Origin of the sequence: Citrobacter sp. B72, from assembly GCF_016894305.1 — a bacterium.
Lineage (GTDB): Bacteria > Pseudomonadota > Gammaproteobacteria > Enterobacterales > Enterobacteriaceae > Citrobacter > Citrobacter portucalensis.
In genome coordinates, this window is record NZ_CP069803.1 from 25,803 (window position 1) to 49,214 (window position 23,412).

The 23,412-nt window shown below is 54.0% G+C and carries 30 protein-coding genes and 6 pseudogenes; 17 read left to right on the top strand and 19 right to left on the bottom strand.

Annotated features, from left to right (window positions below):
- Positions 1 to 27: 27 nt before the first annotated feature.
- A pseudogene (locus JQN59_RS25775) lies at positions 28 to 1,197 on the bottom strand (Tn3 family transposase); the annotation flags it as partial.
- Positions 1,198 to 1,201: 4 nt separating this feature from the next.
- Between JQN59_RS25775 and JQN59_RS27195 the strand changes: the two are divergent.
- From JQN59_RS27195 to JQN59_RS25795, 6 genes and pseudogenes are all read left to right on the top strand, one after another.
- Positions 1,202 to 1,387, top strand: coding sequence for a thermonuclease family protein (locus tag JQN59_RS27195; RefSeq protein WP_306416660.1), 186 nt, complete (start codon positions 1,202 to 1,204; stop codon positions 1,385 to 1,387).
- A 15-nt stretch (positions 1,388 to 1,402) separates the two neighbouring features.
- Positions 1,403 to 1,696: pseudogene (locus tag JQN59_RS27200) on the top strand (thermonuclease family protein); the annotation flags it as partial.
- A 12-nt stretch (positions 1,697 to 1,708) separates the two neighbouring features.
- A complete protein-coding gene (locus tag JQN59_RS27130; RefSeq protein ID WP_204511152.1) occupies positions 1,709 to 1,930 on the top strand; it encodes a hypothetical protein in 222 nt (73 codons plus the stop codon).
- Between the two features lies 1 nt (position 1,931).
- Positions 1,932 to 2,204 (top strand): hypothetical protein, encoded by a 273-nt coding sequence (locus tag JQN59_RS27135; RefSeq protein WP_204511150.1) that lies wholly within the window; start codon positions 1,932 to 1,934, stop codon positions 2,202 to 2,204.
- 349 nt (positions 2,205 to 2,553) lie between these two features.
- Positions 2,554 to 3,324: a TraX family protein gene (locus JQN59_RS25790; protein WP_058671244.1), complete on the top strand. Its 771-nt coding sequence runs from the start codon at positions 2,554 to 2,556 to the stop codon at positions 3,322 to 3,324.
- A 131-nt stretch (positions 3,325 to 3,455) separates the two neighbouring features.
- Positions 3,456 to 3,782 carry a hypothetical protein gene (locus tag JQN59_RS25795; RefSeq protein WP_058671243.1) on the top strand — a complete coding sequence of 109 codons (327 nt, stop codon included), beginning with the start codon at positions 3,456 to 3,458 and terminating at the stop codon, positions 3,780 to 3,782.
- Here the strand turns inward: JQN59_RS25795 and JQN59_RS25800 are convergent.
- From JQN59_RS25800 to JQN59_RS25810, 3 genes and pseudogenes are all read right to left on the bottom strand, one after another.
- Positions 3,757 to 4,563, bottom strand: a complete 807-nt coding sequence (locus JQN59_RS25800; protein ID WP_058671242.1) for a DUF4225 domain-containing protein — start codon at positions 4,561 to 4,563, stop codon at positions 3,757 to 3,759. The genes JQN59_RS25795 and JQN59_RS25800 overlap by 26 nt on opposite strands.
- Positions 4,564 to 5,442: 879 nt before the next feature.
- Positions 5,443 to 5,583, bottom strand: a pseudogene (locus JQN59_RS25805) (plasmid replication initiator RepA); the annotation flags it as partial.
- A 279-nt stretch (positions 5,584 to 5,862) separates the two neighbouring features.
- The gene (locus tag JQN59_RS25810) at positions 5,863 to 6,867 is read right to left on the bottom strand and encodes an IS110-like element IS5075 family transposase (protein WP_000427619.1); all 1,005 of its coding nucleotides are present in this window, start codon (positions 6,865 to 6,867) and stop codon (positions 5,863 to 5,865) included.
- 227 nt (positions 6,868 to 7,094) lie between these two features.
- On the opposite strand from JQN59_RS25810, the gene chrA reads away from it, so the two are divergent.
- The 4 genes and pseudogenes from chrA (at position 7,095) to JQN59_RS25830 (ending at position 9,607) form a co-directional block, all read left to right on the top strand.
- Positions 7,095 to 8,300, top strand: coding sequence for a chromate efflux transporter (chrA, locus tag JQN59_RS25815; RefSeq protein WP_000184001.1), 1,206 nt, complete (start codon positions 7,095 to 7,097; stop codon positions 8,298 to 8,300).
- Between the two features lie 10 nt (positions 8,301 to 8,310).
- Entirely contained in the window at positions 8,311 to 8,616 is a 306-nt protein-coding gene (locus JQN59_RS25820) for a PadR family transcriptional regulator (protein ID WP_000130000.1), read from the top strand.
- A 43-nt stretch (positions 8,617 to 8,659) separates the two neighbouring features.
- A pseudogene (locus JQN59_RS25825) lies at positions 8,660 to 8,725 on the top strand (EAL domain-containing protein); the annotation flags it as partial.
- Between the two features lie 117 nt (positions 8,726 to 8,842).
- Entirely contained in the window at positions 8,843 to 9,607 is a 765-nt protein-coding gene (locus tag JQN59_RS25830) for an IS6-like element IS6100 family transposase (RefSeq protein WP_001389365.1), read from the top strand.
- A 139-nt stretch (positions 9,608 to 9,746) separates the two neighbouring features.
- Here the strand turns inward: JQN59_RS25830 and JQN59_RS25835 are convergent.
- The 8 genes and pseudogenes from JQN59_RS25835 to merT form a co-directional block, all read right to left on the bottom strand.
- Positions 9,747 to 9,812 (bottom strand): annotated as a pseudogene (locus JQN59_RS25835) (EAL domain-containing protein); the annotation flags it as partial.
- A gap of 32 nt (positions 9,813 to 9,844) precedes the next feature.
- A pseudogene (locus JQN59_RS25840) lies at positions 9,845 to 10,072 on the bottom strand (DUF3330 domain-containing protein); the annotation flags it as partial.
- Between the two features lie 50 nt (positions 10,073 to 10,122).
- Complete coding sequence (merE, locus tag JQN59_RS25845; protein ID WP_001087807.1) at positions 10,123 to 10,359, bottom strand: broad-spectrum mercury transporter MerE; 237 nt, start codon at positions 10,357 to 10,359, stop codon at positions 10,123 to 10,125.
- Positions 10,356 to 10,721: a mercury resistance co-regulator MerD gene (gene merD / locus JQN59_RS25850; protein WP_001277466.1), complete on the bottom strand. Its 366-nt coding sequence runs from the start codon at positions 10,719 to 10,721 to the stop codon at positions 10,356 to 10,358. Before merD ends, merE begins: the two co-directional genes overlap by 4 nt.
- A 17-nt stretch (positions 10,722 to 10,738) precedes the next feature.
- Positions 10,739 to 12,424, bottom strand: coding sequence for a mercury(II) reductase (gene merA / locus JQN59_RS25855; protein WP_000209296.1), 1,686 nt, complete (start codon positions 12,422 to 12,424; stop codon positions 10,739 to 10,741).
- Between the two features lie 38 nt (positions 12,425 to 12,462).
- Positions 12,463 to 12,888 carry an organomercurial transporter MerC gene (merC, locus tag JQN59_RS25860; protein ID WP_000522996.1) on the bottom strand — a complete coding sequence of 142 codons (426 nt, stop codon included), beginning with the start codon at positions 12,886 to 12,888 and terminating at the stop codon, positions 12,463 to 12,465.
- A 27-nt stretch (positions 12,889 to 12,915) separates the two neighbouring features.
- Positions 12,916 to 13,191 carry a mercury resistance system periplasmic binding protein MerP gene (gene merP, locus JQN59_RS25865; RefSeq protein ID WP_000732275.1) on the bottom strand — a complete coding sequence of 92 codons (276 nt, stop codon included), beginning with the start codon at positions 13,189 to 13,191 and terminating at the stop codon, positions 12,916 to 12,918.
- A 15-nt stretch (positions 13,192 to 13,206) separates the two neighbouring features.
- Positions 13,207 to 13,572, bottom strand: coding sequence for a mercuric ion transporter MerT (gene merT, locus JQN59_RS25870; protein WP_004200999.1), 366 nt, complete (start codon positions 13,570 to 13,572; stop codon positions 13,207 to 13,209).
- Positions 13,573 to 13,643: 71 nt separating this feature from the next.
- On the opposite strand from merT, the gene merR reads away from it, so the two are divergent.
- The gene (merR, locus tag JQN59_RS25875) at positions 13,644 to 14,099 is read left to right on the top strand and encodes an Hg(II)-responsive transcriptional regulator (protein WP_001166628.1); all 456 of its coding nucleotides are present in this window, start codon (positions 13,644 to 13,646) and stop codon (positions 14,097 to 14,099) included.
- On the opposite strand, the gene JQN59_RS27310 is transcribed toward merR, so the two are convergent.
- The 3 genes from JQN59_RS27310 to JQN59_RS25885 are packed head-to-tail and all read right to left on the bottom strand — an operon-like array spanning position 14,096 to position 16,172.
- Positions 14,096 to 14,662, bottom strand: a complete 567-nt coding sequence (locus JQN59_RS27310; protein WP_099530134.1) for a DUF6884 domain-containing protein — start codon at positions 14,660 to 14,662, stop codon at positions 14,096 to 14,098. The two genes, merR and JQN59_RS27310, sit on opposite strands and share 4 nt — an antisense overlap.
- Positions 14,659 to 15,912, bottom strand: coding sequence for a hypothetical protein (locus JQN59_RS25880; RefSeq protein ID WP_053389731.1), 1,254 nt, complete (start codon positions 15,910 to 15,912; stop codon positions 14,659 to 14,661). Before JQN59_RS25880 ends, JQN59_RS27310 begins: the two co-directional genes overlap by 4 nt.
- The gene (locus JQN59_RS25885; protein ID WP_099530132.1) at positions 15,912 to 16,172 is read right to left on the bottom strand and encodes a hypothetical protein; all 261 of its coding nucleotides are present in this window, start codon (positions 16,170 to 16,172) and stop codon (positions 15,912 to 15,914) included. The genes JQN59_RS25880 and JQN59_RS25885 overlap by 1 nt, the downstream gene beginning before the upstream one ends.
- Positions 16,173 to 16,784: 612 nt before the next feature.
- Here JQN59_RS25885 and JQN59_RS25890 point away from each other — a divergent pair.
- From JQN59_RS25890 to JQN59_RS25905, 4 genes are read left to right on the top strand one after another with little or no spacing between them, the layout of a single operon-like run.
- Positions 16,785 to 17,054, top strand: a complete 270-nt coding sequence (locus JQN59_RS25890; RefSeq protein ID WP_053389733.1) for a hypothetical protein — start codon at positions 16,785 to 16,787, stop codon at positions 17,052 to 17,054.
- Between the two features lie 51 nt (positions 17,055 to 17,105).
- Positions 17,106 to 17,492 carry a hypothetical protein gene (locus JQN59_RS25895; protein WP_053389734.1) on the top strand — a complete coding sequence of 129 codons (387 nt, stop codon included), beginning with the start codon at positions 17,106 to 17,108 and terminating at the stop codon, positions 17,490 to 17,492.
- Positions 17,493 to 17,503: 11 nt separating this feature from the next.
- Entirely contained in the window at positions 17,504 to 18,037 is a 534-nt protein-coding gene (locus JQN59_RS25900; protein ID WP_069325153.1) for a hypothetical protein, read from the top strand.
- Between the two features lie 4 nt (positions 18,038 to 18,041).
- Positions 18,042 to 18,818 (top strand): site-specific integrase, encoded by a 777-nt coding sequence (locus JQN59_RS25905; protein ID WP_053389736.1) that lies wholly within the window; start codon positions 18,042 to 18,044, stop codon positions 18,816 to 18,818.
- A gap of 93 nt (positions 18,819 to 18,911) precedes the next feature.
- On the opposite strand, the gene JQN59_RS25910 is transcribed toward JQN59_RS25905, so the two are convergent.
- A complete protein-coding gene (locus JQN59_RS25910) occupies positions 18,912 to 19,196 on the bottom strand; it encodes a ribbon-helix-helix protein, CopG family (protein ID WP_053389737.1) in 285 nt (94 codons plus the stop codon).
- A gap of 47 nt (positions 19,197 to 19,243) precedes the next feature.
- Positions 19,244 to 19,897, bottom strand: coding sequence for an AAA family ATPase (locus JQN59_RS25915; RefSeq protein WP_048227675.1), 654 nt, complete (start codon positions 19,895 to 19,897; stop codon positions 19,244 to 19,246).
- Between the two features lie 277 nt (positions 19,898 to 20,174).
- Here JQN59_RS25915 and parM point away from each other — a divergent pair, with 277 nt between their 5' ends.
- Both parM and JQN59_RS25925 read left to right on the top strand, forming a co-directional pair.
- Positions 20,175 to 21,146, top strand: coding sequence for a plasmid segregation protein ParM domain-containing protein (gene parM / locus JQN59_RS25920; RefSeq protein WP_048227674.1), 972 nt, complete (start codon positions 20,175 to 20,177; stop codon positions 21,144 to 21,146).
- Between the two features lie 70 nt (positions 21,147 to 21,216).
- Complete coding sequence (locus tag JQN59_RS25925; protein WP_232926361.1) at positions 21,217 to 21,540, top strand: plasmid partitioning/stability family protein; 324 nt, start codon at positions 21,217 to 21,219, stop codon at positions 21,538 to 21,540.
- Positions 21,541 to 21,543: 3 nt separating this feature from the next.
- Here JQN59_RS25925 and JQN59_RS25930 read toward each other — a convergent pair whose 3' ends face one another.
- Both JQN59_RS25930 and umuD read right to left on the bottom strand, forming a co-directional pair.
- Complete coding sequence (locus tag JQN59_RS25930) at positions 21,544 to 22,815, bottom strand: Y-family DNA polymerase (RefSeq protein WP_053389739.1); 1,272 nt, start codon at positions 22,813 to 22,815, stop codon at positions 21,544 to 21,546.
- On the bottom strand, positions 22,815 to 23,243 hold the full coding sequence (gene umuD, locus JQN59_RS25935) for a translesion error-prone DNA polymerase V autoproteolytic subunit (protein WP_048227699.1): 429 nt from the start codon (positions 23,241 to 23,243) through the stop codon (positions 22,815 to 22,817). Before umuD ends, JQN59_RS25930 begins: the two co-directional genes overlap by 1 nt.
- Between the last annotated feature and the right edge of the window lie 169 nt (positions 23,244 to 23,412).

Consider the following 23,412-nt stretch of genomic DNA (forward strand, 5'->3'; position numbering starts at 1 on the left):
TCTTAGCCGGAACCCCAGATTTTTCCGTTACCCCAGTTTCAGCCCCGCAACCAGTGCATCTAGGTCAATAATTTCATTGTTACTCTTGAAGGTGTAATGCCCGTTCAATAAAATATACTGCCAGGCTACCGGTGATATCCGGGTCAGTGCCTCAATACCCTTGTTGTTGCCTTCTGCTTCCAGCAGTTCCAGTAATCGTGAAAGGATCTCGGAGTTGTAATAAACGCTCTCGTAGCAGATCAACTGCCCGCACTGATTGCAGATTTCCGTTTAAAGGTCATTTTTCCCGGTTAGCTCCTTCTTTCTACCGACTTTGGCGACTGCAGCGCGCAGCTAGTGATACGATTCAATCCGGTTCTGGGAGCGACGTATATCGCGTTCCAGCTGCGGATCTCGCGAATACTTCAGCGTGTAATGCTGCGAACAAGCCGGTCATATTCAAATACTGCCTGTCTTGTCGGGTTAGTTGTTGTGTGAGTACACAGTTTGCAGAACAGCGTTCCCTGCGTCATTTCCTTCAGTCCTAGCGTGGCGACAATACGCTCGAGATTGCTTTTTTCCCCGGGTGATAAGGTCCAGGTCAATTTGCCCGACGGGCTGAATCAGACATCGAGGGTTCTCTGGTGCAGTACAGCACCTGCAGCTGCCTGTTCAGGTCGGTGAAATGAGGTTCAAAGCACAAGCCAAACCAGTGCAGGATCGCAAAGTTGGCTTTGTTGATGCTGTGCATATCACCGGTGATGGCTGTGGGTTTCACCTCTGAGGTATTGCGATACCAGATATCAAAAACATGGTGACCTTCATAGTCATTTGTACCAATCAGATAGCCATAGATCGGGATGTGGTTACACAGCAGCATGTAGGCTACCATACCTTTACCGCAGCCGAAATATTTACGCGAATACCTGGCTTTACTGTCTGTCGTTCAACGCCAAATTTTTGCCCGTCAACGGCACCATAAAGGGTTTCCGGGTCAAACGAATAGAGCGGGAAAATCGGCAGTTCCTTAACGGTATCTGTAATGCATTCTTTGGCTGTGAGAAGCGACGCCAGGCGAAGGTACTGTTCGTACATTGTTTCCAGAACATGGAACGGAATATCGCTGGTTCGTGCCATCACGTGATGACCATGATTCATCGCCTGAGCAACGATGACCGCTATCAGGCTGTCTGCATCAGCGTATTTTTTTGCATAACGAATAATGAAACGGAAGTTTTGCTCGCTGGTCCTGTTCGTTGTGTCGTTTTCGGCCAGTGCAGATATCAGTGGCCGGATTGTGCGCGTCCTGGACGGTGATACCGTTGAGATGCTTGAGCCGGGAAAACAACTGACGCTCATTCGCCTGGCTGGCATCGATGCGCCGGAAAAGAGTCAGCCCTTTGGCTAGCGTTCCCGTCAGGAACTCTCATCGATGGTGGCTCAGCGGCATGTAAGCGTCACCGGAAGTGATAAGGATCGCTATGGACGTTTGCTCGGCACCTTGTGGCTTGGCGTGACGGCTGTGAATGCCGAACAGATACGCAAAGGCCTGGCCTGGACATACCGCTACCACGGAAAACCCGCCCGGCCAGACTACGCTGTTCTGGAGGCTGAAGCCCGCCGTCAGTCAGTCGGACTCTGGTCAGAACCAGGTCAGACAGAGCCCTGGCGCTGGCGTAGTCTGCATCAGGATGGGCTAAAAAAGAATAATGATTAAGGAGATTTCTGAATGACGTTAAAATTAACAGAAAGCAAGCTGGAAAACCTTGTTGATACTTTAAATGCCATTATATGTGGTGAAGTAAATATTACGCGTGAGCAGCGTGAAAATATGGTCAGGACGGTTGCAATTCTGGGAGGCTTAACGGAACGACAGCGCCTCATCACTGCGGAAAAAGAAGCTAAAACGCAGGTAAAAGAAGAAAAGAAAAAAACCACGCCTTCCGGATGAAGTGTTTCCGCGTTCAGGAAAACCGTGGGCACCGGAGGACCTGGACCTTATTCATTCGATTATTGCTGATATTTCGGATGACAGAATCGATGATCATATACTCTGGCTGTCGAAGAAACTGCAGCGCACCCCTTATGCCATCACCCTGAAAATTGTCAGTGAAGGCCGTATGAACGAGGAATGGGCTAAAGGGTGGAAGCCTGCCGCAAAATCTATTTGTGCGGATTTTGCTCTGGTCAGGGCAAAGACTTCAGCAAACAATACAGATAATTAATGAACGTTCGTCACTCATATGAAATGAGTTGATAAATTAACTAAAATTTATAACGTTAATATGAATATTTTATCAAGAATTTTCCTGCTCAACTAAATATAATATTCATGCAGCCGATAATAAGAGTGTAAGAAAGGGGGCGGTGTGAACGATTTTCATATTTTAAGTATTTGTATTCAGAATAAGGATGTGGCAGGCGCAATGCGCGTGCTGTGTGATAAATCAGAATTTGCGGTGCGCAAGATTCTGGAGAAACTAAAGGTCAGGGTCACAACGCAAACCGGCAGGGCATTCTGGCATTATGTTCAGGGCTGGCTGTTAACCGCGTGTCGCCAGGGGAATCTACAGCATGAATCGTTCAGTACCCGACGTTCTTCCCACAATCCGGAATGCCAGCCAGCTCAGTCCCGCTGCTCTCGATATGGCCAAGCTCCTCGCACTTCTGGCCATGATTATCGACCACACCAATACGGTGTTTCTGTCGCCAGCCTGGCCGGTGATGTATGCGCTTGGCCGGATGGCCTTCCCCCTGTTCACGCTTATATGGGCGATGAACGTACAGCGCACCCCGGAACGACTGCAGAAGAGAGCCAGTCGCCTGTGGATCTGGGCAGTCATCACTCAGCCGGTGTTCAGCCTGGCCTTCTGGCATCACCAGCCCTGGTGGGCCCTGAACATTCTGTTCGTGTTTGCCGGCGTCACGCAGCTGATTGCCCTGCAGTACCAGCACGGCCTGAAAGGAATGTTTGCGGGATATCTGCTCCTGGCCCTCATGATTTGGCCCCTGCAGCCGGCAAGCTACGGGCTGGCAGGAATAACGCTGGCCATCAGTATGGCAACGGTTTCTGGCAGCGATACACCCGGAGTGCAGCGGCTGGCAGCCATCACTGCTGTGCTGTCACTGATTTGTTTAAACGGGTTATCGCATCTCCTGGATATGCCCGCAGAAACATTATTACTGGCCACGCTGCCTACTCTGGCATTCCCCCTAGCAGTGGTTTCATTCTGCAGGCAAATCTGTCCGGAGGGCCGCAGGCGTTTCATGCCGCGTAATTTCTTTTATTATGCTTACGCCGGCCACCTGGGGATTATTGGTCTGGTACAGTCTGCTTTTGGCTGACTTAGGATGACGTGATGGCTATCAGTGAGAAAGAGCTGATAGCCCGTAACCACCTGAGAGGTTATCGGTCGGGCTTAACTGGTTATTAGCGCAGGGCATGTTAAACTTCCCGCAGGGAAAAGGAGAGAAGCATGAACCATGAAAGTGATCTGACGAACCACGGCTTCAGTGAAGAGGACATTGTCCGGCTGCGGGCCAGTTCAGCTAAAACGGGTACGGAGATGGATACCCTACTGAACGATCTGGCAAACCGTTTTAAGGCCCTGATATGGGTGCTGTCAGTCATGTTACTGATTTTTGTGGCCACACTTTTGGCTGGCTCGAGGATGCATGCCATTTCCTTTGGCGTGGCTATTCTTGTTCTTGGCACTCTGTTTACGATTACCATGCCTTTGAAGCTGGCCTATAAATCATGGCATTACCGCCGGAATCTCATTTCCCAGCGTCATCAGAAGTGATCAGATCGAAAACAACCTTAGCCTTTACCCCCCATCCCACAATTTTCATTGTCAGTTTGCCCCGGGACATGGTGTCGATTTTCCGGTAAAAATCGGTGCTTATATAGTTAAACAGACGCCATGTTCCAGGTCTGGCCATTAATCCATAGACACTGTAGATATTGCCTGCAAGCGCGATCCCGTTGTATATCCCCAACCCTGTTGACGGTTCAAATCCCATGAATTTAGCGATATTCATGGCACCATCACCAAACATACCCTGCGTGTCAGGTTCATTCAGGAACTGACGACCAACTTCACGGGTTATCGTGTTGGCCGAGTCGACAATCAGAATAGCCCCGGCAAGAACGCCAACGGGGGTCATTGAGGAAGTCAGCACGAAGCCAAATACGCCCTGCATACCTGCCAGCACCACTTTAATTCCTGAGATGACATAACCGACCATCCGGTCTTCATCCCTGACGTATTTGATCTGGGCATATAGCTTCGCATAACCGGTCTGGAGCTGACGGCTCTGCTCAAGCAGACTGGTGTTTTCGGCCTGCAGGTTACGCAGGCAGGTCATGCACTCTTCGTCAGACTTTGCCCGCCGGGCACGCTCAAATTCGCCATTAATGACAGATTTAATTTCATCGATGAATTTGAGACGCGTCAATCCATCCCCCAGATGTCGGGCGCCAACAATATTAGCGGTATTGACGAGTTTGCGGGCCTCCAGATTAATCATGGTTTCTGCCCAGACTCGTGCCTGGCTTTTGTTTCCCGGAAGAATTATATCCATTTTTCTCATCCTGATTGAAAATTACCCATTAAAGCTTATCGCGCTCCCGGATTTAGGCAACCCTGCTTTAAAGGGTAAATGTATGCCGCGAAGCGGCATGGAGACGCCAGCCGGAGCTGAACCGGGTGATTCTGGTGAGGGGCGTCGTAACCGGCATCAGCCGTTACGGATTGATAGGTTCTGCCAATCCCATCCCTTTCCCTGCAAAGCTATACCCGCTTAAAGCTTTCCGATTGCTAATGTGCGCGGTCGGAGTGAGCCCGTCGAGGCCAGAGGCCGCTGACGGGCTGTATCTCCGCGTTAGCGCCGTGAGGCGCTTACGAGCGTGTACAGCGGGCTTGCCGCGACGCTAACTGCAGCTGCTTTGATTTCTAGTTACAACATCCCTCTTAAAGCGAGGGTGTTCCGGCCCTTTGGGCCGGGGCGGCGTCGGTTTAGCAGGGGTCAGGTATGTATGCGGTGCCTGGTTCTGGCGAGAACGGGGCCCGGCGCTTGCGACGGGAGGTACTTTTGATTTCCTTCTGAGCGCGCGGCCGTGAGGCCGCTGCACGCGAAGGCATTTTACGTTATCCACAGAGTGGCCGTAGACAAAGATCTACTCTGGAATGTAATGAACAGAGAGATAAAAAAGGTGAAGTAAGACTGTTTTGCGGAATGTCTTTTATTCATTTCCGGGTTACTCCACTTATTCGTTTGCGGATTTCTGTGTAAAAAAAAGAGACTGTGGCCATTGCGGGCCATAACGACCGGCAGAACGTCATGGTGACCGGAAGACGAAAGGAGTGAAAGATGAAAAATGAGCATAATGGCCGAAAAAATCCAGCACGAAAAGCCCCGGTGAGGGGCCTGTAAACAGGAAGACTGCTGTGTCGTCTGTGACTAGTCCGGTGGAGAAAGCGCCAGATCCAGCTGGTAAAGATGCTGGATAGCCAGAGCCTTCAGGCGCTCAGATGTGCACCAGTACGCTTCGTCAGGCGGCAGGGTGCGGTAAATCCATTCAGACATTGCATGGAGTCGTTCATGGGGTCGTCTCAGAAAACGGAATCTATGGTCACTCCCGTTTTTGCAACACCGATTTTGACGACAAGTTGGCTTGCTTGAATCTATCCGGCGTCTGAATGGGATTTTATTCCCGCGCCTCGATGAGTTCCGCGCCTGATGAACCTCCAGAAAATATACGGCTTCAATGAGCCTTTCCGTTTTACAGGTTCCTCAACAGGCCGGTGGGCCGTTAGTATCATCAATATCAGTATTCGCAAAACCAGATGAATGATTGTTTAAACTGGTGTATTTCTGCCTTTATGCTTCGTAAGTTTGCTGTCGCGCCGTCAGTGCCCAGGCTATTCTGGCCAGCTTGTTTGCCAGAGCACAGGTGACGACAAAGTTGCTTTTCCGACACAACAACTCCCTGACCCAGTCGGCCAACTTGCCAGACTGGTGTTCCAGTTTTTGTATGAATACCCTGGCACACTGAACCAACAAAGTTCGGATCTTTTTGTTGCCCCGCTTGCTAATCCCTAACAATGTCGTCCGACCTCCCGTGCTGTACTGTCGGGGTACCAGCCCTGTTGCCGCCGCAAAGTCACGGCTGCTGGCGTACTGCTTCCCGTCGCCAATCTCAGTTGAAATAGTACTGGCAGTCAGCGTTCCAACGCAGGGAATACTCAGCAAGCGCTGTCCAACCTCATCTTCGTCCAACTTTCGTTTCAACTGAGATTCCAGATCTTTAATCTGCTCAACAAGATAGTGATAATGCTGTTGTAATTTCAGCAGTAACTGGCTGAGATAAAGAGGCAAACTACTGTCCTCAAGAAGGGTACTCAGTCGACTAATAACGGCAGCACCTCGCGGAACGCTGATACCAAATTCCAGCAGAAAAGCATGCATCTGATTAGTTGTTTTCACCTTATCCTGAACCAGGGATTCACGGACACGATGCAGAGCTCGCATTGCCTGCTGAGATTCGGTTCTGGGCTGCACGAAACGCATAGATGGACGTGATGCTGCTTCACAGATAGCTTCAGCATCAACGAAGTCATTTTTGTTGCTTTTAACGAATGGGCGGACAAATTGCGGTGATATCAGCTTTGGAAAATGCCCTAACTCTTCCAGCTTGCGTGCCATAAAGTGAGAACCGCCACAGGCTTCCATCGCGATGGTTGTTGCCGGGCATGTCGCCAGAAATTCGATTAGCTTTGGTCGGGTGAATTTTTTACGGTAAACGGCCTTCCCACGATGATCCTGACAATGAATATGGAAAGAGTTCTTACCCAGATCGATACCAATAAGCGCAATGTTTTCCATGATGGTTCTCCGAATGAAAGCCTGTCCTCAGCATAGTACTGGGAAGGAGGGAGTGACCATCTCATTAAATAAAGCACGCTAAGCCGTAAGTAAGCGTGCTCCTGTGAAAGCCACAGCTAAAACTGCGTAGTACACATAGAGGTATTTTTTTCTAGATTTATATCGAATTTCGTTATCGAATTTCGCTTATTATTGATCAACTCGTTGCAGATCATGAAGGCGAAAGTATGACGAATAACCCTACCGATGACAGCAGACCATGGTCGGTCTTTCTTATTTTTCTGCGGCTTGGATTGACATCTTTTGGCGGCCCCATTGCGCACTTGGGCTACTTCCGCGCCGAATTTGTCACACGGCGGCGCTGGCTCTCCGAACGGAGCTATGCTGACTTGGTCGCGCTTTGTCAGTTCTTGCCAGGGCCTGCAAGCAGCCAGGTCGGCATAGCGGTAGGACTGTCTCGGGCTGGATACAGCGGGGCGCTGGCTGCTTGGGCTGGCTTCACGCTGCCGTCTGCCATAGCCTTGATCCTTTTTGCGCTCGGCATCTCCAGCTATGGCGATTACGTCTCGCAGGGCGCGTTGCATGGCTTAAAAGTGGTGGCTGTGGCCGTGGTCGCTCAAGCAGTATGGGGCATGGCGCGTAACCTATGCACGGATGGGCTGCGAGTCACCATCATGGCAATTGCTACCTGCGTCGTTTTACTTGTGCCGTCCGCGTGGGGACAGGTTGGCGTGATTGCTATCGCAGGCATCGCAGGCCGGTTATTGTTCAAGCCAGCGAAAGTTGTTGAGCATGACCCCCTACCTATCACGGTCAGTCACCGGGCCGGCGTGCTTTGGCTCTCGCTGTTCTTTGTCTTGCTGATTGGCCTGCCGGTGTTGGCCGAACTGATGCCAAGTCAAACCATGGCAATGGTGGATTCCTTCTATCGTGTCGGATCACTGGTGTTCGGCGGTGGTCACGTTGTGCTGCCATTACTGCAAGCCGAAGTGGTGCCCTCCGGCTGGGTCAACAATGAATCCTTTCTCGCGGGGTACGGGGCAGCTCAAGCGGTGCCCGGCCCTTTGTTCACGTTCGCCGCGTTTCTTGGTGCCTCGATGAACACCGCCCCGTCGGGCTGGATCGGCGGCATTGTGTGTCTGCTGGCTATCTTCGCGCCCTCGTTCTTGCTGGTCGTCGGATCAATGCCATTTTGGGAGCGTTTGCGCCGCAATACAGGCATCCAAGCTGCGCTGGCCGGGATCAATGCCGCTGTAGTCGGCTTGCTGCTGGCCGCGCTGTATCAGCCTGTATGGACTAGCGCCATCTTTCAGCCGCAAGACTTCGGCTTGGCATTAGTTGCCCTTGTCGCACTTATGTTCTGGAAGCTCCCGCCGTGGCTGGTTGTCCTCGGTAGCGGTGCAGCTGGGTGGCTGTTGAGCGTCGCTCTGTGAGGCACAAAAAATGACTGACAAAGACCTCTACGGCGGTTTGATCCGCCTGCACATCCTTCACCATGCAGCCGAGGAACCTGTCTTTGGGCTGGGGATCATCGAAGAGCTACGCCGACACGGCTACGAGATGAGCGCTGGCACCGTGTACCCGATGCTGCACGGCCTGGAAAAAAAAGGCTATCTGACCTCACGCCACGAACGCACCGGGCGACGTGAACGGCGTGTTTATGACATCACTGAACAAGGCAGAACTGCACTTGCTGATGCGAAAACAAAGGTCAAGGAGCTGTTCGGAGAGTTGGTAGAAGGTGGTTGAGTTTTTGCTTCTATGTCAGGTTGAGCTATACCCTAACTGGATTGTCATTTTCAGAAGACGACTGCACCAGTTGATTGGGCGTAATGGCTGTTGTGCAGCCAGCTCCTGACAGTTCAATATCAGAAGTGATCTGCACCAATCTCGACTATGCTCAATACTCGTGTGGGCTCTGTTGCAAAAATCGTGAAGCTTGAGCATGCTTGGCGGAGATTGGACGGACGGAACGATGACGGATTTCAAGTGGCGCCATTTCCAGGGTGATGTGATCCTGTGGGCGGTGCGCTGGTATTGTCGCTATCCGATCAGCTATCGCGACCTTGAGGAAATGCTGGCGGAACGCGGCATTTCGGTCGACCATACGACGATCTATCGCTGGGTCCAGTGCTACGCCCCGGAGATGGAGAAGCGGCTGCGCTGGTTCTGGCGGCGTGGCTTTGATCCGAGCTGGCGCCTGGATGAAACCTACGTCAAGGTGCGGGGCAAGTGGACCTACCTGTACCGGGCAGTCGACAAGCGGGGCGACACGATCGATTTCTACCTGTCGCCGACCCGCAGCGCCAAGGCAGCGAAGCGGTTCCTGGGCAAGGCCCTGCGAGGCCTGAAGCACTGGGAAAAGCCTGCCACGCTCAATACCGACAAAGCGCCGAGCTATGGTGCAGCGATCACCGAATTGAAGCGCGAAGGAAAGCTGGACCGGGAGACGGCCCACCGGCAGGTGAAGTATCTCAATAACGTGATCGAGGCCGATCACGGAAAGCTCAAGATACTGATCAAGCCGGTGCGCGGTTTCAAATCGATCCCCACGGCCTATGCCACGATCAAGGGATTCGAAGTCATGCGAGCCCTGCGCAAAGGACAGGCTCGCCCCTGGTGCCTGCAGCCCGGCATCAGGGGCGAGGTGCGCCTTGTGGAGAGAGCTTTTGGCATTGGGCCCTCGGCGCTGACGGAGGCCATGGGCATGCTCAACCACCATTTCGCAGCAGCCGCCTGATCGGCGCAGAGCGACAGCCTACCTCTGACTGCCGCCAATCTTTGCAACAGAGCCTCCGTCGCCATGCTCACCTCGCTTTGGTGCACACGAGTATTGAGCATAGTCGAGATTGGTGCAGATCACTTCTGATATTGAACTGTCAGGAGCTGGCTGCACAACAGCCATTACGCCCAATCAACTGGTGCAGTCGTCTTCTGAAAATGACACATGGCATCTGACATCAAGTTAGGGTATGCCTCAATCTGACGGCTGCGAACCGCCAGGGACAGGCGCAATGTCAGATTCTGTCGCGGCCTTGGCGCGTGCCTGGAAGCGTTCATAGCAATCCAGCCCGCAGAAATGTTCGACGTATTCCGCGCCTTCCGGGGTGAAGGCGGCATCGAGCGGAATTTCTTTGCAGCATACGCAGCAGGTGGTGCAACTGGCAGTGTTCGGGGCGTTTGCGTTCATGGTGGTACTCCTCCAGATTGGTAGCGAAGCTCAAAGCTGCCCACTCTCGGCTGGCTGGGAAGCGGTCATGATCTTCCCTTGAAGGCCCGCAGCAGCCGCGTCACAGACAGGACAAACAAGCCGGTCAGCGTGAGGGCTGCAATACCCCAGTGCTCCCCGATGAACGCGCCGGCCGTCGTGCCGGCTAGCACAATGGCGAGAATCGGCAAATGGCAGGGACAGGTGAGCACGGCCAGCGCGCCCCACAAGTAGCCGGTGATCGGTTTGTGCGTCTCAGACGGCAAGTGCTCTGGGCTGTTCATGGCAGACTCTCCGCGTGCTGTGCCGGTTCGGTTGGCATGGCGGCCAGTTGCATTTCGAGGCTGGCCAGGGCCTCGCGCCGACGCTCGACGAGTTGCCGCAACACGGCAAGCTGCGCAGACGCACCGTCACCGTCCGCAGCATCCAGCGCCCGGCACAGCCGCGCCAGTGCGTCCAGGCCGATACCCGCTTCGAAGGCAGCCCGTACAAAGCGCAGCCGTTGCAACGCGGTGTCATCGAACAAGCCGTAGCCGCCCGTGGTGTACGCGACCGGCCGTAGCAATCCGCGCAGCAGGTAGTCGCGCACGATATGCACGCTCACCCCGGCATCAAGGGCCAGCCGGGACACTGTGTAGGCGCTCATTGAACACCTCCTTTTCCTCATCCGGCGCAGCACGAAAGCTGCTTCACGTCCTTGCTGAAGGTCTGCGCCGCGAGCTTCAGCCCTTCGACCATGGTCAGGTAGGGGAACAATTGGTCGGCCAGTTCCTGCACGGTCATACGGTTGCGAATGGCGAGCACCGCCGTCTGGATCAGTTCACCCGCTTCCGGGGCCACCGCTTGCACGCCGATGAGCCGTCCGCTACCTTCCTCGATGACCAGCTTGATGAAGCCGCGTGTGTCGAAGTTGGCAAGCGCACGCGGCACGTTATCCAGTGTTAGCAGGCGACTGTCGGTCTCGATCCCGTCGTGATGTGCTTCCGCCTCGCTGTAGCCCACGGTGGCGACCTGCGGGTCGGTGAACACCACGGCCGGCATTGCGGTCAGGTCCAGGGCCGCATCGCCGCCAGTCATGTTGATCGCCGCACGAGTGCCGGCCGCTGCCGCCACATAGACGAACTGCGGCTGGTCGGTGCAGTCGCCGGCCGCGTAGATGTTCGGGCTACTGGTGCGCATGCCCTTGTCGATGACGATGGCCCCCTGCGCATTGACGGCTACCCCCGCCGCTTCCAATGCCAGGCTGCGCGTGTTCGGTGTCCGGCCGGTGGCGACCAGCAGCTTGTCGGCGCGCAATTCACCGTGCGTGGTGGTCAGCACGAATTCACCGTCCATATGGGCGACCTGGCTGGCTTGCGTGTGCTCCAGCACCTCGATGCCCTCGGCACGGAAAGCGGCTGTCACCGCCTCGCCGATGGCCGGGTCTTCACGGAAGAACAAGGTATTGCGCGCCAGGGCCGTGACCTTGCTGCCCAGCCGGGCAAAGGCTTGCGCCAGCTCCAGCGCCACCACCGACGAGCCGATTACGGCAAGGCGTTCGGGAATGGTGTCGCTCGCCAGGGCCTCGGTGGAAGTCCAGTAGGGTGACTCTTTCAAGCCCGGAATCGGCGGGACCGCCGGGCTGGCACCCGTGGCGACCAGGCAGCGGTCGAACATCACGACGCGCTCGCCACCCTCGTTCAAACTAACGATAAGGCTCTGGTCGTCCTTGAAACGCGCTTCACCGTGCAGAACGGTGATGGCTGAATTGCCGTCCAGGATGCCTTCGTACTTGGCATGACGGAGTTCTTCGACACGGGCCTGCTGCTGGGCCAGCAGCCGCTCGCGCAAGATCGTCGGCGGTGTGGGTGGCATGCCGCCGTCGAATGGGCTTTCCCGGCGCAGATGGGCGATGTGGGCGGCGCGGATCATGATCTTGGACGGCACACAACCGACGTTGACGCAGGTGCCGCCGATGGTGCCGCGCTCAATCAGCGTGACCTGCGCGCCTTGCTCGACGGCCTTCAGTGCTGCCGCCATCGCGGCTCCACCGCTACCAATGACGACGACCTGCAACGGGCGTTCGTTGCCACTGGGCTTATCAGCGGCCCCTATCCAGCCGCGCATCTTGTCGAGCAGGCCGGCGCGGTTGTCCGTCGGTGGCGCATCGGCAAGCGTTGCCTCGTAGCCCAGTCCGGCCACGGCGGTAGTCAGCGCATCCGATGACGTGCCCGCCTCAATGGCGAGTTGCGCTGTGCCCTTCGGATAGGACACCAGCGCCGATTGCACGCCGGGCACTTTCTCCAAGGCTTCCTTGACGTGAGCCGCGCACGAGTCGCAGGTCATCCCGGTGATTTTCAGGGTGGTCATGTATTTTTCCTTTTCTGTGGTGGCTACGGCTGTTGCCGTCAGCCACGTTGTTCTGGCAATTCACAGCTGTCCGGCCCGCAGCGGCGATGTGCTGGCGAGATGAAATCCCAGACCGACACCCCAACCATCAAGGCCAGGCCGACATAGAGCAGTCCACCGCTCTGCCAGCCGTAAGCCCGCATTAAAAACACCGCTGCCAGCACCAAGATCGGGCCTATCGTGCCGAGCGCCGTGCGTCGCCACTGTCGATGATTGAGCCAAGCGATAGCATTGGCGAGTAACGCGATGCCGGCGAACATCGGCAGCAGGATGCCAATGAATAGCCCCTCGTACTGGCTCAAGAAGCCCAGTCCGATGGCCGCGCCAAAGCTGGCGATGGCAGGAAAACAGGCGGCGCAGCCCATCGCGGAAACGACGCTGCCGAGCGCGCCGGTTTTGCCAGCGATGCGCGTGATGAGTCCCATGTGTCGCTCCCGAGTTCGGTTAACGGATCAGCGTTTGAGGCTGGACGGATAGCCCGCGTCCTCGGTCGCCTTGGTCAACTTCTGGACGTTGGTCTTGGCATCGTCGAAGGTGACGACGGCCTGGCGCTTGTCGAAACTTACGTCGGTCTTGCTCACGCCCTCAACCTTGGAAAGCGCGTGCTTGACAGTGATCGGGCAAGAGGCGCAGGTCATGCCAGGCACGGACAGCGTGACGGTCTGGGTGGCGGCCCACACGGGGGCAACAACGGCAGCGAGGGCGAGGGCGGCAAACAGTTTTTTCATGATGAACTCCTGTGATTAATAGAAAAATGGCATGACGTAGGGAAATCCGAGCGAGACCAGGACCAGCGCGGCCACGATCCAGAAAATGAGCTTGTAAGTAGCTCGCACTTGGGGAATCGCGCAGACCTCACCCGGTTTACAGGCTTGCGCCGGGCGGTAGATGCGCCGCCAGGCGAAAAACAGCGCGACCAGCGCTGCGCCGATGAAGAACGGGCGATAGGGTTCCAGCACCGTCAGGTTGCCGATCCATGCCCCGCTGAACCCCAAGGCGATCAAAACCAGCGGCCCCAGGCAGCAGGCCGACGCAAGAATGGCGGCCAGCCCACCGGCGAAGAGCGCGCCGCGCCCGTTTTGTGGTTCAGACTTTTGTGGTTCAGACATACGCTTGTCCTTTCAAATTTGGTTTGGATAGCTTAAGCTTACTTCCGTAGTTATGTACGGAGTCAAGCGATATGCAAATTAATTTTGAGAATCTGACCATTGGCGTTTTTGCCAAGGCGGCCGGGGTCAATGTGGAGACCATCCGGTTCTACCAGCGCAAGGGCCTGCTGCCGGAGCCAGACAAGCCCTATGGCAGCATTCGCCGCTATGGCGAGGCGGATGTAACACGAGTGCGGTTCGTGAAATCGGCCCAGCGGCTGGGCTTTAGCCTGGACGAAATCGCCGAGCTACTGCGGCTGGAGGATGGCACCCATTGCGAGGAAGCCAGCGGCCTGGCCGAGCACAAGCTCAAGGATGTGCGCGAGAAGATGGCCGACTTGGCACGCATGGAGGCCGTGCTGTCTGAACTGGTGTGCGCCTGCCATGCGCGGAAAGGGAACGTTTCCTGCCCGCTGATTGCGTCACTGCAAGACGGAACGAAGCTCGCTGCATCGGCGCGGGGGAGTCACGGGGTGACTACGCCTTAGCGTGCTTTATTTTCCGAATTCTGAGACGACCCCTGATAGCCTTTTGAGGTGACAACCGTCAACTGTTCAGGTGCTCGTAGCGTGTACCTTCCCGCGAGAAGGTCTGATTCCACGGCACGCAGGTATACTGGGGAGGCCGCCACTACAAACCGATCGTCAGGCCTTGTCTGCATCAGCATTTTCAGGGAGGTACACCGTCGTTCCGAAAGTGGACGTGTTGTCAGTCGTTCCCAGTGAGTGCGATGGCAGAACGGCATCGAGGAAAATGTCGCCTCATACGGGACCACGGGATCAGAGGCATGTAGTAGCCCCAGGCCAGCTGAAATCACCCACATTTCGGCACCGTTTCGCGCCGCAGCTGCAACTGCCCTGCACCAGTGCTGGCCCGTATACAGTTCGCCGGCGGTCATGGGGGGCGATCCGCGACGGGCCTGCGCCAGTCTTTCCATCCAGAGCCCGTAAGCTCTCTCCACGTCACGTTCATCCGGAAAGACCGCATCACCTGCAGGCACGGTTTTGCGGCGCGTGCAGGTTACAATCAAATGGACGTTGCCTGTGCTCATGACGGCGTCCCCGCGCTGTGGTTGTTCCAGACGATCACCGTGGCCAGATGTTCCGCCACCTCCTGCCCCGTGTAGCCGGCCAGGATCGCCAACGCCCGGGCGCCTGCGTCACGGGACAGCGGACTGCAGAACCCGAATCCGTCCGTAATCAGGAGCCACTGCAGACGGTCAGTCCAGCGCTCGCCGGGTTGGCGGACCGGTGAAAACACAATCTCAGTCAGCTGCTCGCGGTTGCAGTACAGCTGTCGCTGTTCCAGTTCATCCAGCAGGCTGTTCAGCTCGCGCCGGTCATATTCTTCCTGACTCATCAGCGGCCAGCGGATAAGGCGGATGAGGCGGGAAGCCTGGTCCGGCGTGAACCCGAATCCGTCCAGCAACTCTGTCAGCAGCGGGCCGGCATCCTCTTCATACCGATCCGAACGAAGGGCACCAGGGGTCCCTTCCACCGTTTTCGCCAGTGCCAGAAAACGTTCCTGTAGCGGTTGTTCCTTATTACGCCTGCCGGGCTTCACTGCGTTAAGGTGCTCCGGGTTTGTGGCGGACAGCCCCTGCACATCGTATTGTCGCAGTGCCCTCAGCAGGTACCGGTACCAGGTTTCCGTCGTGTCTGCAGCCTGCCCGCCGGGAAACTCAGCCCCTTTCAGTGAAGGTGTACCCTGTTCCGGCGCGGTGCTTTCGTTGATCTGCAGGCGGATATCAATGCCGGCATCGTGACAGGCCTGTAACCACTCAGCCACCTGCAGGGGGTCGCCTTCCTGTCGCATCACTTGCCCGGCCGTGTTCCACAGCTGCAGGCAGGTGGTGCCGTCGAGACGGATAACGTAGTCGCCCCGGCACGCCAGGTGCCAGCGACCGTCCAGCTCCACCGGCCGGTCGTCACCGAACCTGTCAGACTCGTATACCGGCTTTATCCGGACCAGGGGCAGAACCCGGATCTCCGTCGTGCGTTGCTCCGCCAGGACACGCGCCTGTTCGTCAGCCAGAAGCGGAGCGGCCAGCGCACGGCCGGCGTCCGTCAGCTCGACGGCCAGCTGCAGGTTCGGGGCGCGCAGGGTGCGCAGCCAGCCTGCGGCCTCCATACGCCGGCAGGAGGCGCGCAGGTTCGGCCCGTACACCGGGGCGTCCCCGCCCTGCTCCAGCATCCGCTCAATATCCCGCGTGGCCACCGGTCCCGGACGTTTCGCATCGAGGGCGGCCAGCACAATCAGCACCCGCCGCTGCAGCGGCGATGGTCGGCGTGTCTTAGTCATTACTTATCCGTCTCTGGCCAGATGAGCTTTCTGAGACGCTGATGATCGGCGTCGATGAGCGCTTTGGTTTGTTCGTAATTTTTCATTGGCGCACCAGTAATGGCCAGTTCATACCAGAATCCCAGAAGGGTGCTGGCCTTACTCGATTCGCTGATGTATTTGGCGCCCTGGCTGTCCAGCTCGAATTCACGGATACGTTCTTCCGCTATCCGGGTCAGTTGCTCATAGCTGAGTGAAAAATTCACTTCTTTCTCATCCATCCTGCACGCTCCGTCTGAAAATGTCGCTTGAGTAAAAAATCATATCATGAATGATTTTCCACTCTGTGTGTAATAATCATATCAGATATGATTTTGCGATTAATGATAAATATCATATCCAGTATGATTTAATGTGAATTGCCTACTATCATATCCTTTGCGTGTTTTCCGCCGGGCAGATCCGATTTCTGGCTGTTCCGGATCTTCTCTCCGGCCTCCGGCGCGCAGCGGCGCAGAAACACAACATGTGCCATGCCATCAGCTGCGTTTTCTTCTATATGTTGTGTTTATCCCCTTCCCCGTGATCCGTCGCGCAGGGGCAGATATTGCCGCTTTGCTTATTTCGTGTGCGTGGTACACTTCCGGAAACTGTTAAATACGCAATAAATCGGATCACACCGAAACGGCCATCCGGTAATTTAACGGCGTGGCTATATGCCTGCTCATTATCCTCTTATAAATGATGACGGCAGGGGAAAATCATCCGGGTGACAGACGCAGGGTTGTGCGCAGACAGATCTGCCGCCCGTAATAATTACTCTGAGTGACTATTTTATGTGTAAACGATGTACTGCTGGTCGAACTGGTAACAGGACATTACTGGAAATAAGAATGGCTCTTGGTATCCCAAACAGCACTCCATTATGGATTAGGGATTTAGAATATCCGGTTAATCCGCGTTACCTGGTGAATTCATACGGTTTTGTTATTGCTATCCAGGAGCCAGACTGCGAATTCTGGCATCTAAGAGAGTTAAGCGACGTTTCTGATGTCAAGGATGGTTGTCTTCCCGATAAGGGGGAATTTGATGAAAAGCTGGCTGATGTTGGTGACACAATGCTGTATGACATTCGGCCTGACTTCTGGGCAAGCTTCAGATAGAAGCATTAACAGAGGGTAAGGCGGGATTTCTCAATAATAAAGGAACACTGGATGGAAAAGTTTAAGTTTGATCTGGAGACATTTGTTACCGACACGGAAGAGCAGGATTTCAGTCTTGACCAGCAGACGCTGAATGAACTGGCTGCCATGCGTCCACTTTACCCCGAACTGGCCCACTGGACCCGCTTTGCGTTTTTTGTGGCCTGGGGGGCTTACTCGCAGGACATTTACGCCATCAGTTGGGTGTACTGGCTGACCCGGAAGCGGGATGAGGGTTTTCTGGCCTACTGCTATGCCTGCCAGCGCTGGCCGGCGTTTGATTTTGGCGGGACTGGGCTGTATGACGACGATATTCAGGAACTGGCAGCGCAACATCCCTGGAATTGTTCTCCGCTGCCGCCGGCTCCCGGTTGGTTACCCGCCGCATATAAACTATAACGAGGAGCAACATGACAGTGTCAACATGGGATGGAATGGCTCTTGCCGATATTCCTGCTGATTATTTTGACGAACCTTTTGAAACGTGGACGGGTAAACTGCCGGTCCTGGTGCTTGCGTCGACTCGGACAGTACCGGTCAGCACCAACCGTCAGTGGCGGCTGGCCTCCGCATCCTGTGGCGGACACCGGGAGGATATCTTCCCTGCGGCGGTGCTGCAGCTGGATATCTGTCAGGAAATGGCCGGCGTGGTCAGGGGGATCGCCGATTCTGCTTTTACTGATGAGTATCTGGGGTATTTTGAGTCACTGCCTGAAGCAGAACGCCGGTCCATACTGTCTGATTATTCCCGGTATCTGGGAGCGGCAGGTCTCACATGCAGTGAAGATAATCTGTCGCTGTTCAGCCAGGATTTATATCCTCTGGACGCGACCCCCGCGAACCTGCACAGGCTGTCTTCTTCTGCCAGTGAGGCGGAGCTTGAACGTTGCCGCGACGGCCTGGTGATGTTTATTATCGGCCCTTCAGATTTTCCGGGGTGTTAAAGCAATGAGTCATCTCATGCCGGTCACTCAAACCAATGTTCCTGCAGCACAGCTACCTGTGGCCATCGATTACCCGGCGGCTCTGGCCCTGCGTCAGATGGCGATCGTCCAGGACGAACTGCCGAAGTATCTGCTGGCGCCGGAAGTAAGCGCCCTACTCCATTATGTCCCCGATCTGCACCGCAAGATGTTGCTGGCCACGCTGTGGAATACCGGCGCGCGCATTAACGAAGCGCTGGCGCTGACCCGGAGTGATTTTTCGCTGGCGCCACCCTACCCGTTTGTGCAGCTGGCCACCCTGAAACAGCGGGCAGAAAAGGCGGCCAGAACAGCAGGAAGAATGCCTGCTGGCAGCCAGGCTCATCGCCTGGTGCCGCTGTCAGATAAACAGTACGTCAGTCAGCTGGAGATGATGGTGGCCACGCTGAAAATTCCCCTCGAGCGCCGAAATAAACGTACTGGCAGAACAGAGAAAGCACGCATCTGGGAAATTACGGACCGCACCGTCAGAACCTGGCTGAGTGAAGCGGTTGAATCCGCTGCGGCCGACGGTGTGACATTCTCGGTAGCGGTGACTCCACATACTTTTCGGCATTCCTATGCCATGCATATGCTGTACAACGGTATTCCGCTGAAGGTGCTGCAGAGTCTGATGGGGCATAAGAGTATCAGTTCAACGGAGGTCTACACGAAGGTGTTTGCACTCGATGTGGCGGCACGGCACCGGGTACAGTTTCAGATGTCCGGGGCTGAGGCTGTTGCGATGATAAAAAAAATCTAAGATAGCAGTAAGATTCAGAAAAGATTGATTTGATGTTGTTTTAATATTAAAACAACATCAAATTGAAATTGCTTTCATTGTGTTTTAATGTTTTTAGTCGCTGATTTTCTTCTTGCCAGCAATTTGCAAACCATAGTCCAGTATGTTTATGCATGACATATTAATGAAAGCAGCGCGCGATTGCCCGTTCTCTGCAGCTGCTTCATCTATACGCTTAATCAGTTCAGGGTCCATCGTGATTGTGATCTGCTGTTTTTTACCTTTAACAACTCCCTTCGACGCGGGGAGTTTTGCATCGGGGGCTGAGTTTATGAAGTTTTCTACTGCCTCATTATTTGAAACAGATTGCTGGTTTTTGGGTTTTTTTTGGAGCGCCATTTCATATCACCTATACATTACTTTAATATTATTTTGATTGCATTTAACTATTCAAATAGTGTTGATATGAGAGTATCTAGCTCTTGCACTGCAATCTTTTCATGCGAACGTAATTTCAGTTCACTCACGGTCCTTCCACTGCCTGCAGCATTGGCGTAGACTTTTCTTTGATAGATGACTTTGTCGAGGATTGGGATGTCCTCTTTGTACTCTTCCATCATTTCCAGCATATCTCTGTTGTAGGAGGATCTGGCTTGAGTATCTGCTTTGTTCAAAAGCGAATAGCAGACCAACCCATCTCTTATGCTCCGCGCTTCTTTGATTAGTTCGGCGTTGGCATCCATAGCCCAAGCTTCGAAACTTCCCGGTGCTGAAGGGACTAAAAGGACGTCTGTGATTGTCAGAGCTGCCCTCATAGCAGTGGAGTCTCGGCCCCCACATTCGATGATGATATCGTCAAAGTTATCTTTCTGTTGTAAAACCTGGCTCCTTAATACCGGACCTTCAGGGTAATGCGAGCAAGCAATACCTGGCTCAACACCGTCCTCTGAACGAACCAAAATAGCTGTTTGCGACGAACCCTGTTTATCACCATCGACTAACCAAACTTTTTTCCCCTGAAGGGCTCTTTTTACGGCAATGTTGACCGCGAGCGTAGACTTACCTACGCCACCTTTTGTGTTAGCTATCGTAAGTATCATTGCAATCCCTTTTTAATATTAAAACAATATCATGATGATAGTTTTTTTGGCTGTCATGTCAACCGATAGCGATGCTTTTTGGTGAAAGTTACCTCAACTCAGTATGATATTAAAGTAATATTAAAATAATGTGTTTTCGATGTTCAAATGATTTGATTATGAGTTTGTTTTGATATTATCATGTTCGAAGGGACTCAAAGTGAGTAGTTGCACTGCCGTGAGAATAATTGTTAATACTCACTTTGAGTGTTATCGATATCTGGGCTAAGGAATGACAATGAATATTTTCTGTGACGACGGATCAACAAACGTAAAACTTGCCTGGTATGCCGGGAAAAAGCTGCAGACGTCAGTATCTGCGAACTCGTTCCGTACCGGCTGGAAGGTAGAGGGGCTGGGAAATCGACAGACTTTTAACTATGAGCTCGATGGCAAGAAGTACACCTATGATGAAGTCAGCAATCAGTCCATCCTGACGACTCATATTGAGTATCAGTACACGGATGTGAATGTTCTGGCTGTACATCATGCATTACTTAACAGCGGGCTGAAGCCACAGGCTGTTTCACTGACGGTGACACTGCCTATCAGTGAGTTCTATACAAAAGAATGCCAGAAGAATGAGCTCAACATTCAGCGCAAGATCGACAACCTTATGCGGCCGGTAAAACTGAATAAAGGTGAGACGTTCAGTATTGAACACGTTGAAGTTATGCCGGAATCCCTGCCTGCCGTGTTTACCCGTCTGGTAAAAGACAGTGTCGGGCCTTACGAGAAATCGCTGGTAATCGACCTTGGCGGGACGACTCTAGATGTTGGCGTCATTGTCGGGCAGTTTGATGCGGTCAGTGCCATTCATGGTAATTCGGATATTGGTGTGTCAATGGTCACTCAGAGTGCCCTCAGTGCGCTTCGTATGGCTTCAAGTGATACCAGTGCCATGGTGGCTGATGAATTGATAAAACACCGCCACGATATGGATTTTGTCCGTCAGGTGATTAATGACGAGAGCAAAATCCCACTGGTGATGGATACCATTGAAAGCGCAATCGCCAGTCTGGGGGCTCGGGTGGTGGATGACCTTGCCGATTTCCGTCATGTAAACCGGGTTTATATTGTCGGTGGTGGTGCACCGCTTATCGAAACGGCAGTCCAGGCGGCATGGCAACATCTGGGCCCGAAAGTGGTTATGATGGCCTCTCCACAGACCGCACTGGTAGAAGCGATCGCCGTATTTAAAGGGGAGTAATGAAGTGAGTGAGGAACGGAAAAAATTCACGTTATATCTGCATCCTGAGAAGGATGCAGACAGACAGGCTCTGGAAGTCATTGAAGCCGTTCCCCGTTCTACCCGGGGCGAGTTGTTCCGGAATGCGTTTATTTCCGGAATGGCTCTGCAGCAACTGGATCCTAGATTACCCGCGCTTCTGGCCGCGATGCTGAACAAGGAGTTTACAGCTGACCAGTTGACCGGGCTGCTCAGCCAGACCACCGGATGGAAACCTACGCAGGCTGATATTCGCTCAGTGCTTCAGGAACTGGGAGCTGGGCAGTTTACCCCTGCAATCAAGCCCGAAGTCGTAGAGGATGATGAGCAGCAGCGACTGGAAGAAGCCCGAGAAAAAATGAAGAGCTTTCTCTGATACTCAAATTGAGGCGCACGGTATATCAGTCCATTTAGTTGTGTATGCCGGCGACAGCATTTCTCTTTTCATCTGCCAGTCCGGCGCTATTCCGCGCCCAGCAAACCATACCCTCCCGAGCCCTGAATGGTTTATGCCATCCAGGGCTTTCATTAGCTCCTCGCTACATTCCCGCGGCTTAACGTCATCGAAAAGATTTAACTGTGCTACTCCCGTAGGGGTGAAGTCATTCAGCATTACTCCAGCCTTTGCATATCGATGCCCGTCGAGCCAGATACAGTCCAGGGCTTTTACTGAGGCATTAATGATGTCTCGGGTGTCGCGTGTAGGCACTAGAAGCTTTTCACTGGCCACGTTGCCGTAATAAGCTTCGTTGACTGCGAAAGGGGAGGTTTTGATAAAGACCGATATGTGCCGGCAGAACTGATGTTCTCCCCGCAATTTTTCAGCCGCGCGTTCGGCGTACTGGCAGATAGCCTGTCGCAACGCTTCGTAAGTCGTGATGCGCTCTCCGAATGATCGGCTGCAGACAATCTGCTGCTTTGCGGGCGGTGCCTCTTCAAGAGATATACAGGCCTCACCGTTCAGCTCGCGTACTGTCCGCTCCAGCACCACGGTAAAGTTCTTGCGTACAAAGGCAGGGTTCATGCGCGCCAGCTGCAGCGCAGTTGTCACGCCGTATGTATTCAGCTTTTTGCCTATGCGGCGACCAACCCCCCAGATTTCCTCCACTGGCTGCAGTGAGAGCAGTTTCTCTGTCCTACGGAGATTGCCAGTAGTCAGGGCCAGCACGCCCCCAAATTGCGGCCACTCCTTAGAAGCCCATTGTGCTGATTTTGCTAAAGTTTTTGTCGGTCCCATCCCGACACCAATTGTCAGTCCGGTTCCTCTTAGGACGTGCTCGCGCAGCTGCCGTCCGAAATCTTCAAAGTCAGTACAGCCATCGATGCCGCGAATATCCAGGAACATTTCGTCGATACTATACTGCTCAACGCGGGGCGCCAATTCTTCCAGATGTGCCATGACCCGGTTGCTCAGACTTGCGTACAGCTCATAATTACTGGAAAACGTTAGGACTTTCTCCGGGAACTGCATTGCTTTTAGCTGAAACCAGGGGATCCCCATTTTGATTCCAAGCCGCTTCGCTTCCTTAGATCTGGCTATAACACAACCATCGTTATTGCTAAGAACAACCACTGGTCTATCACGTAAGTCAGGACGAAAGACCTTCTCACAACTCGCATAAAAGCTGTTCACATCAGCCAGGGCGAACATCAATCATGTCCCCGGGTTTTGTGCACAAATGCCGTCACGACACCGAAGATCTGCAGGTTCTCCGGGTCTGGCCATAGAGTTGGGTAGGCTGGGTTCATCGCCTGCAGTCCAGGCCGTGGCCTCAGCAGCAATCTCTTAACCGTGAACTCTCCCTCTATCTCAGCTATGACGATGTCTCCGTGCTGAGCCTGTTCGGCTTTATCGACGATCATCAAGTCGCCCGAATGCAGGCCGATGTCGGTCATCGAGTTGCCGATAGCTCGTACAAAGTAGGTTGAGCTGGGCCGCGATATACAGTACTGGTTCAGGTCTAATTCGGCCTCCACGTAGTCCTGGGCCGGTGAGGGAAACCCAGCCTGGCAGCGATCGCTATAGAGAGGGATGGGCGTCAACTCTGGATTGCTGTCAGCACGTATAAACTCAAACATAACCACCTCAAATAACACTGTTTGCATATACAGTATTATTGCCTTATTGAAGACACTTTCAAGTATTGATTTTTTGCTGCCTTTAACCCTCTGTAGTTCCTGGAAAAACTCCACCGGTGATGTGGTACCTTGCACTCGTTGAGAGCTGGGTTACTTATCCACAGAATCG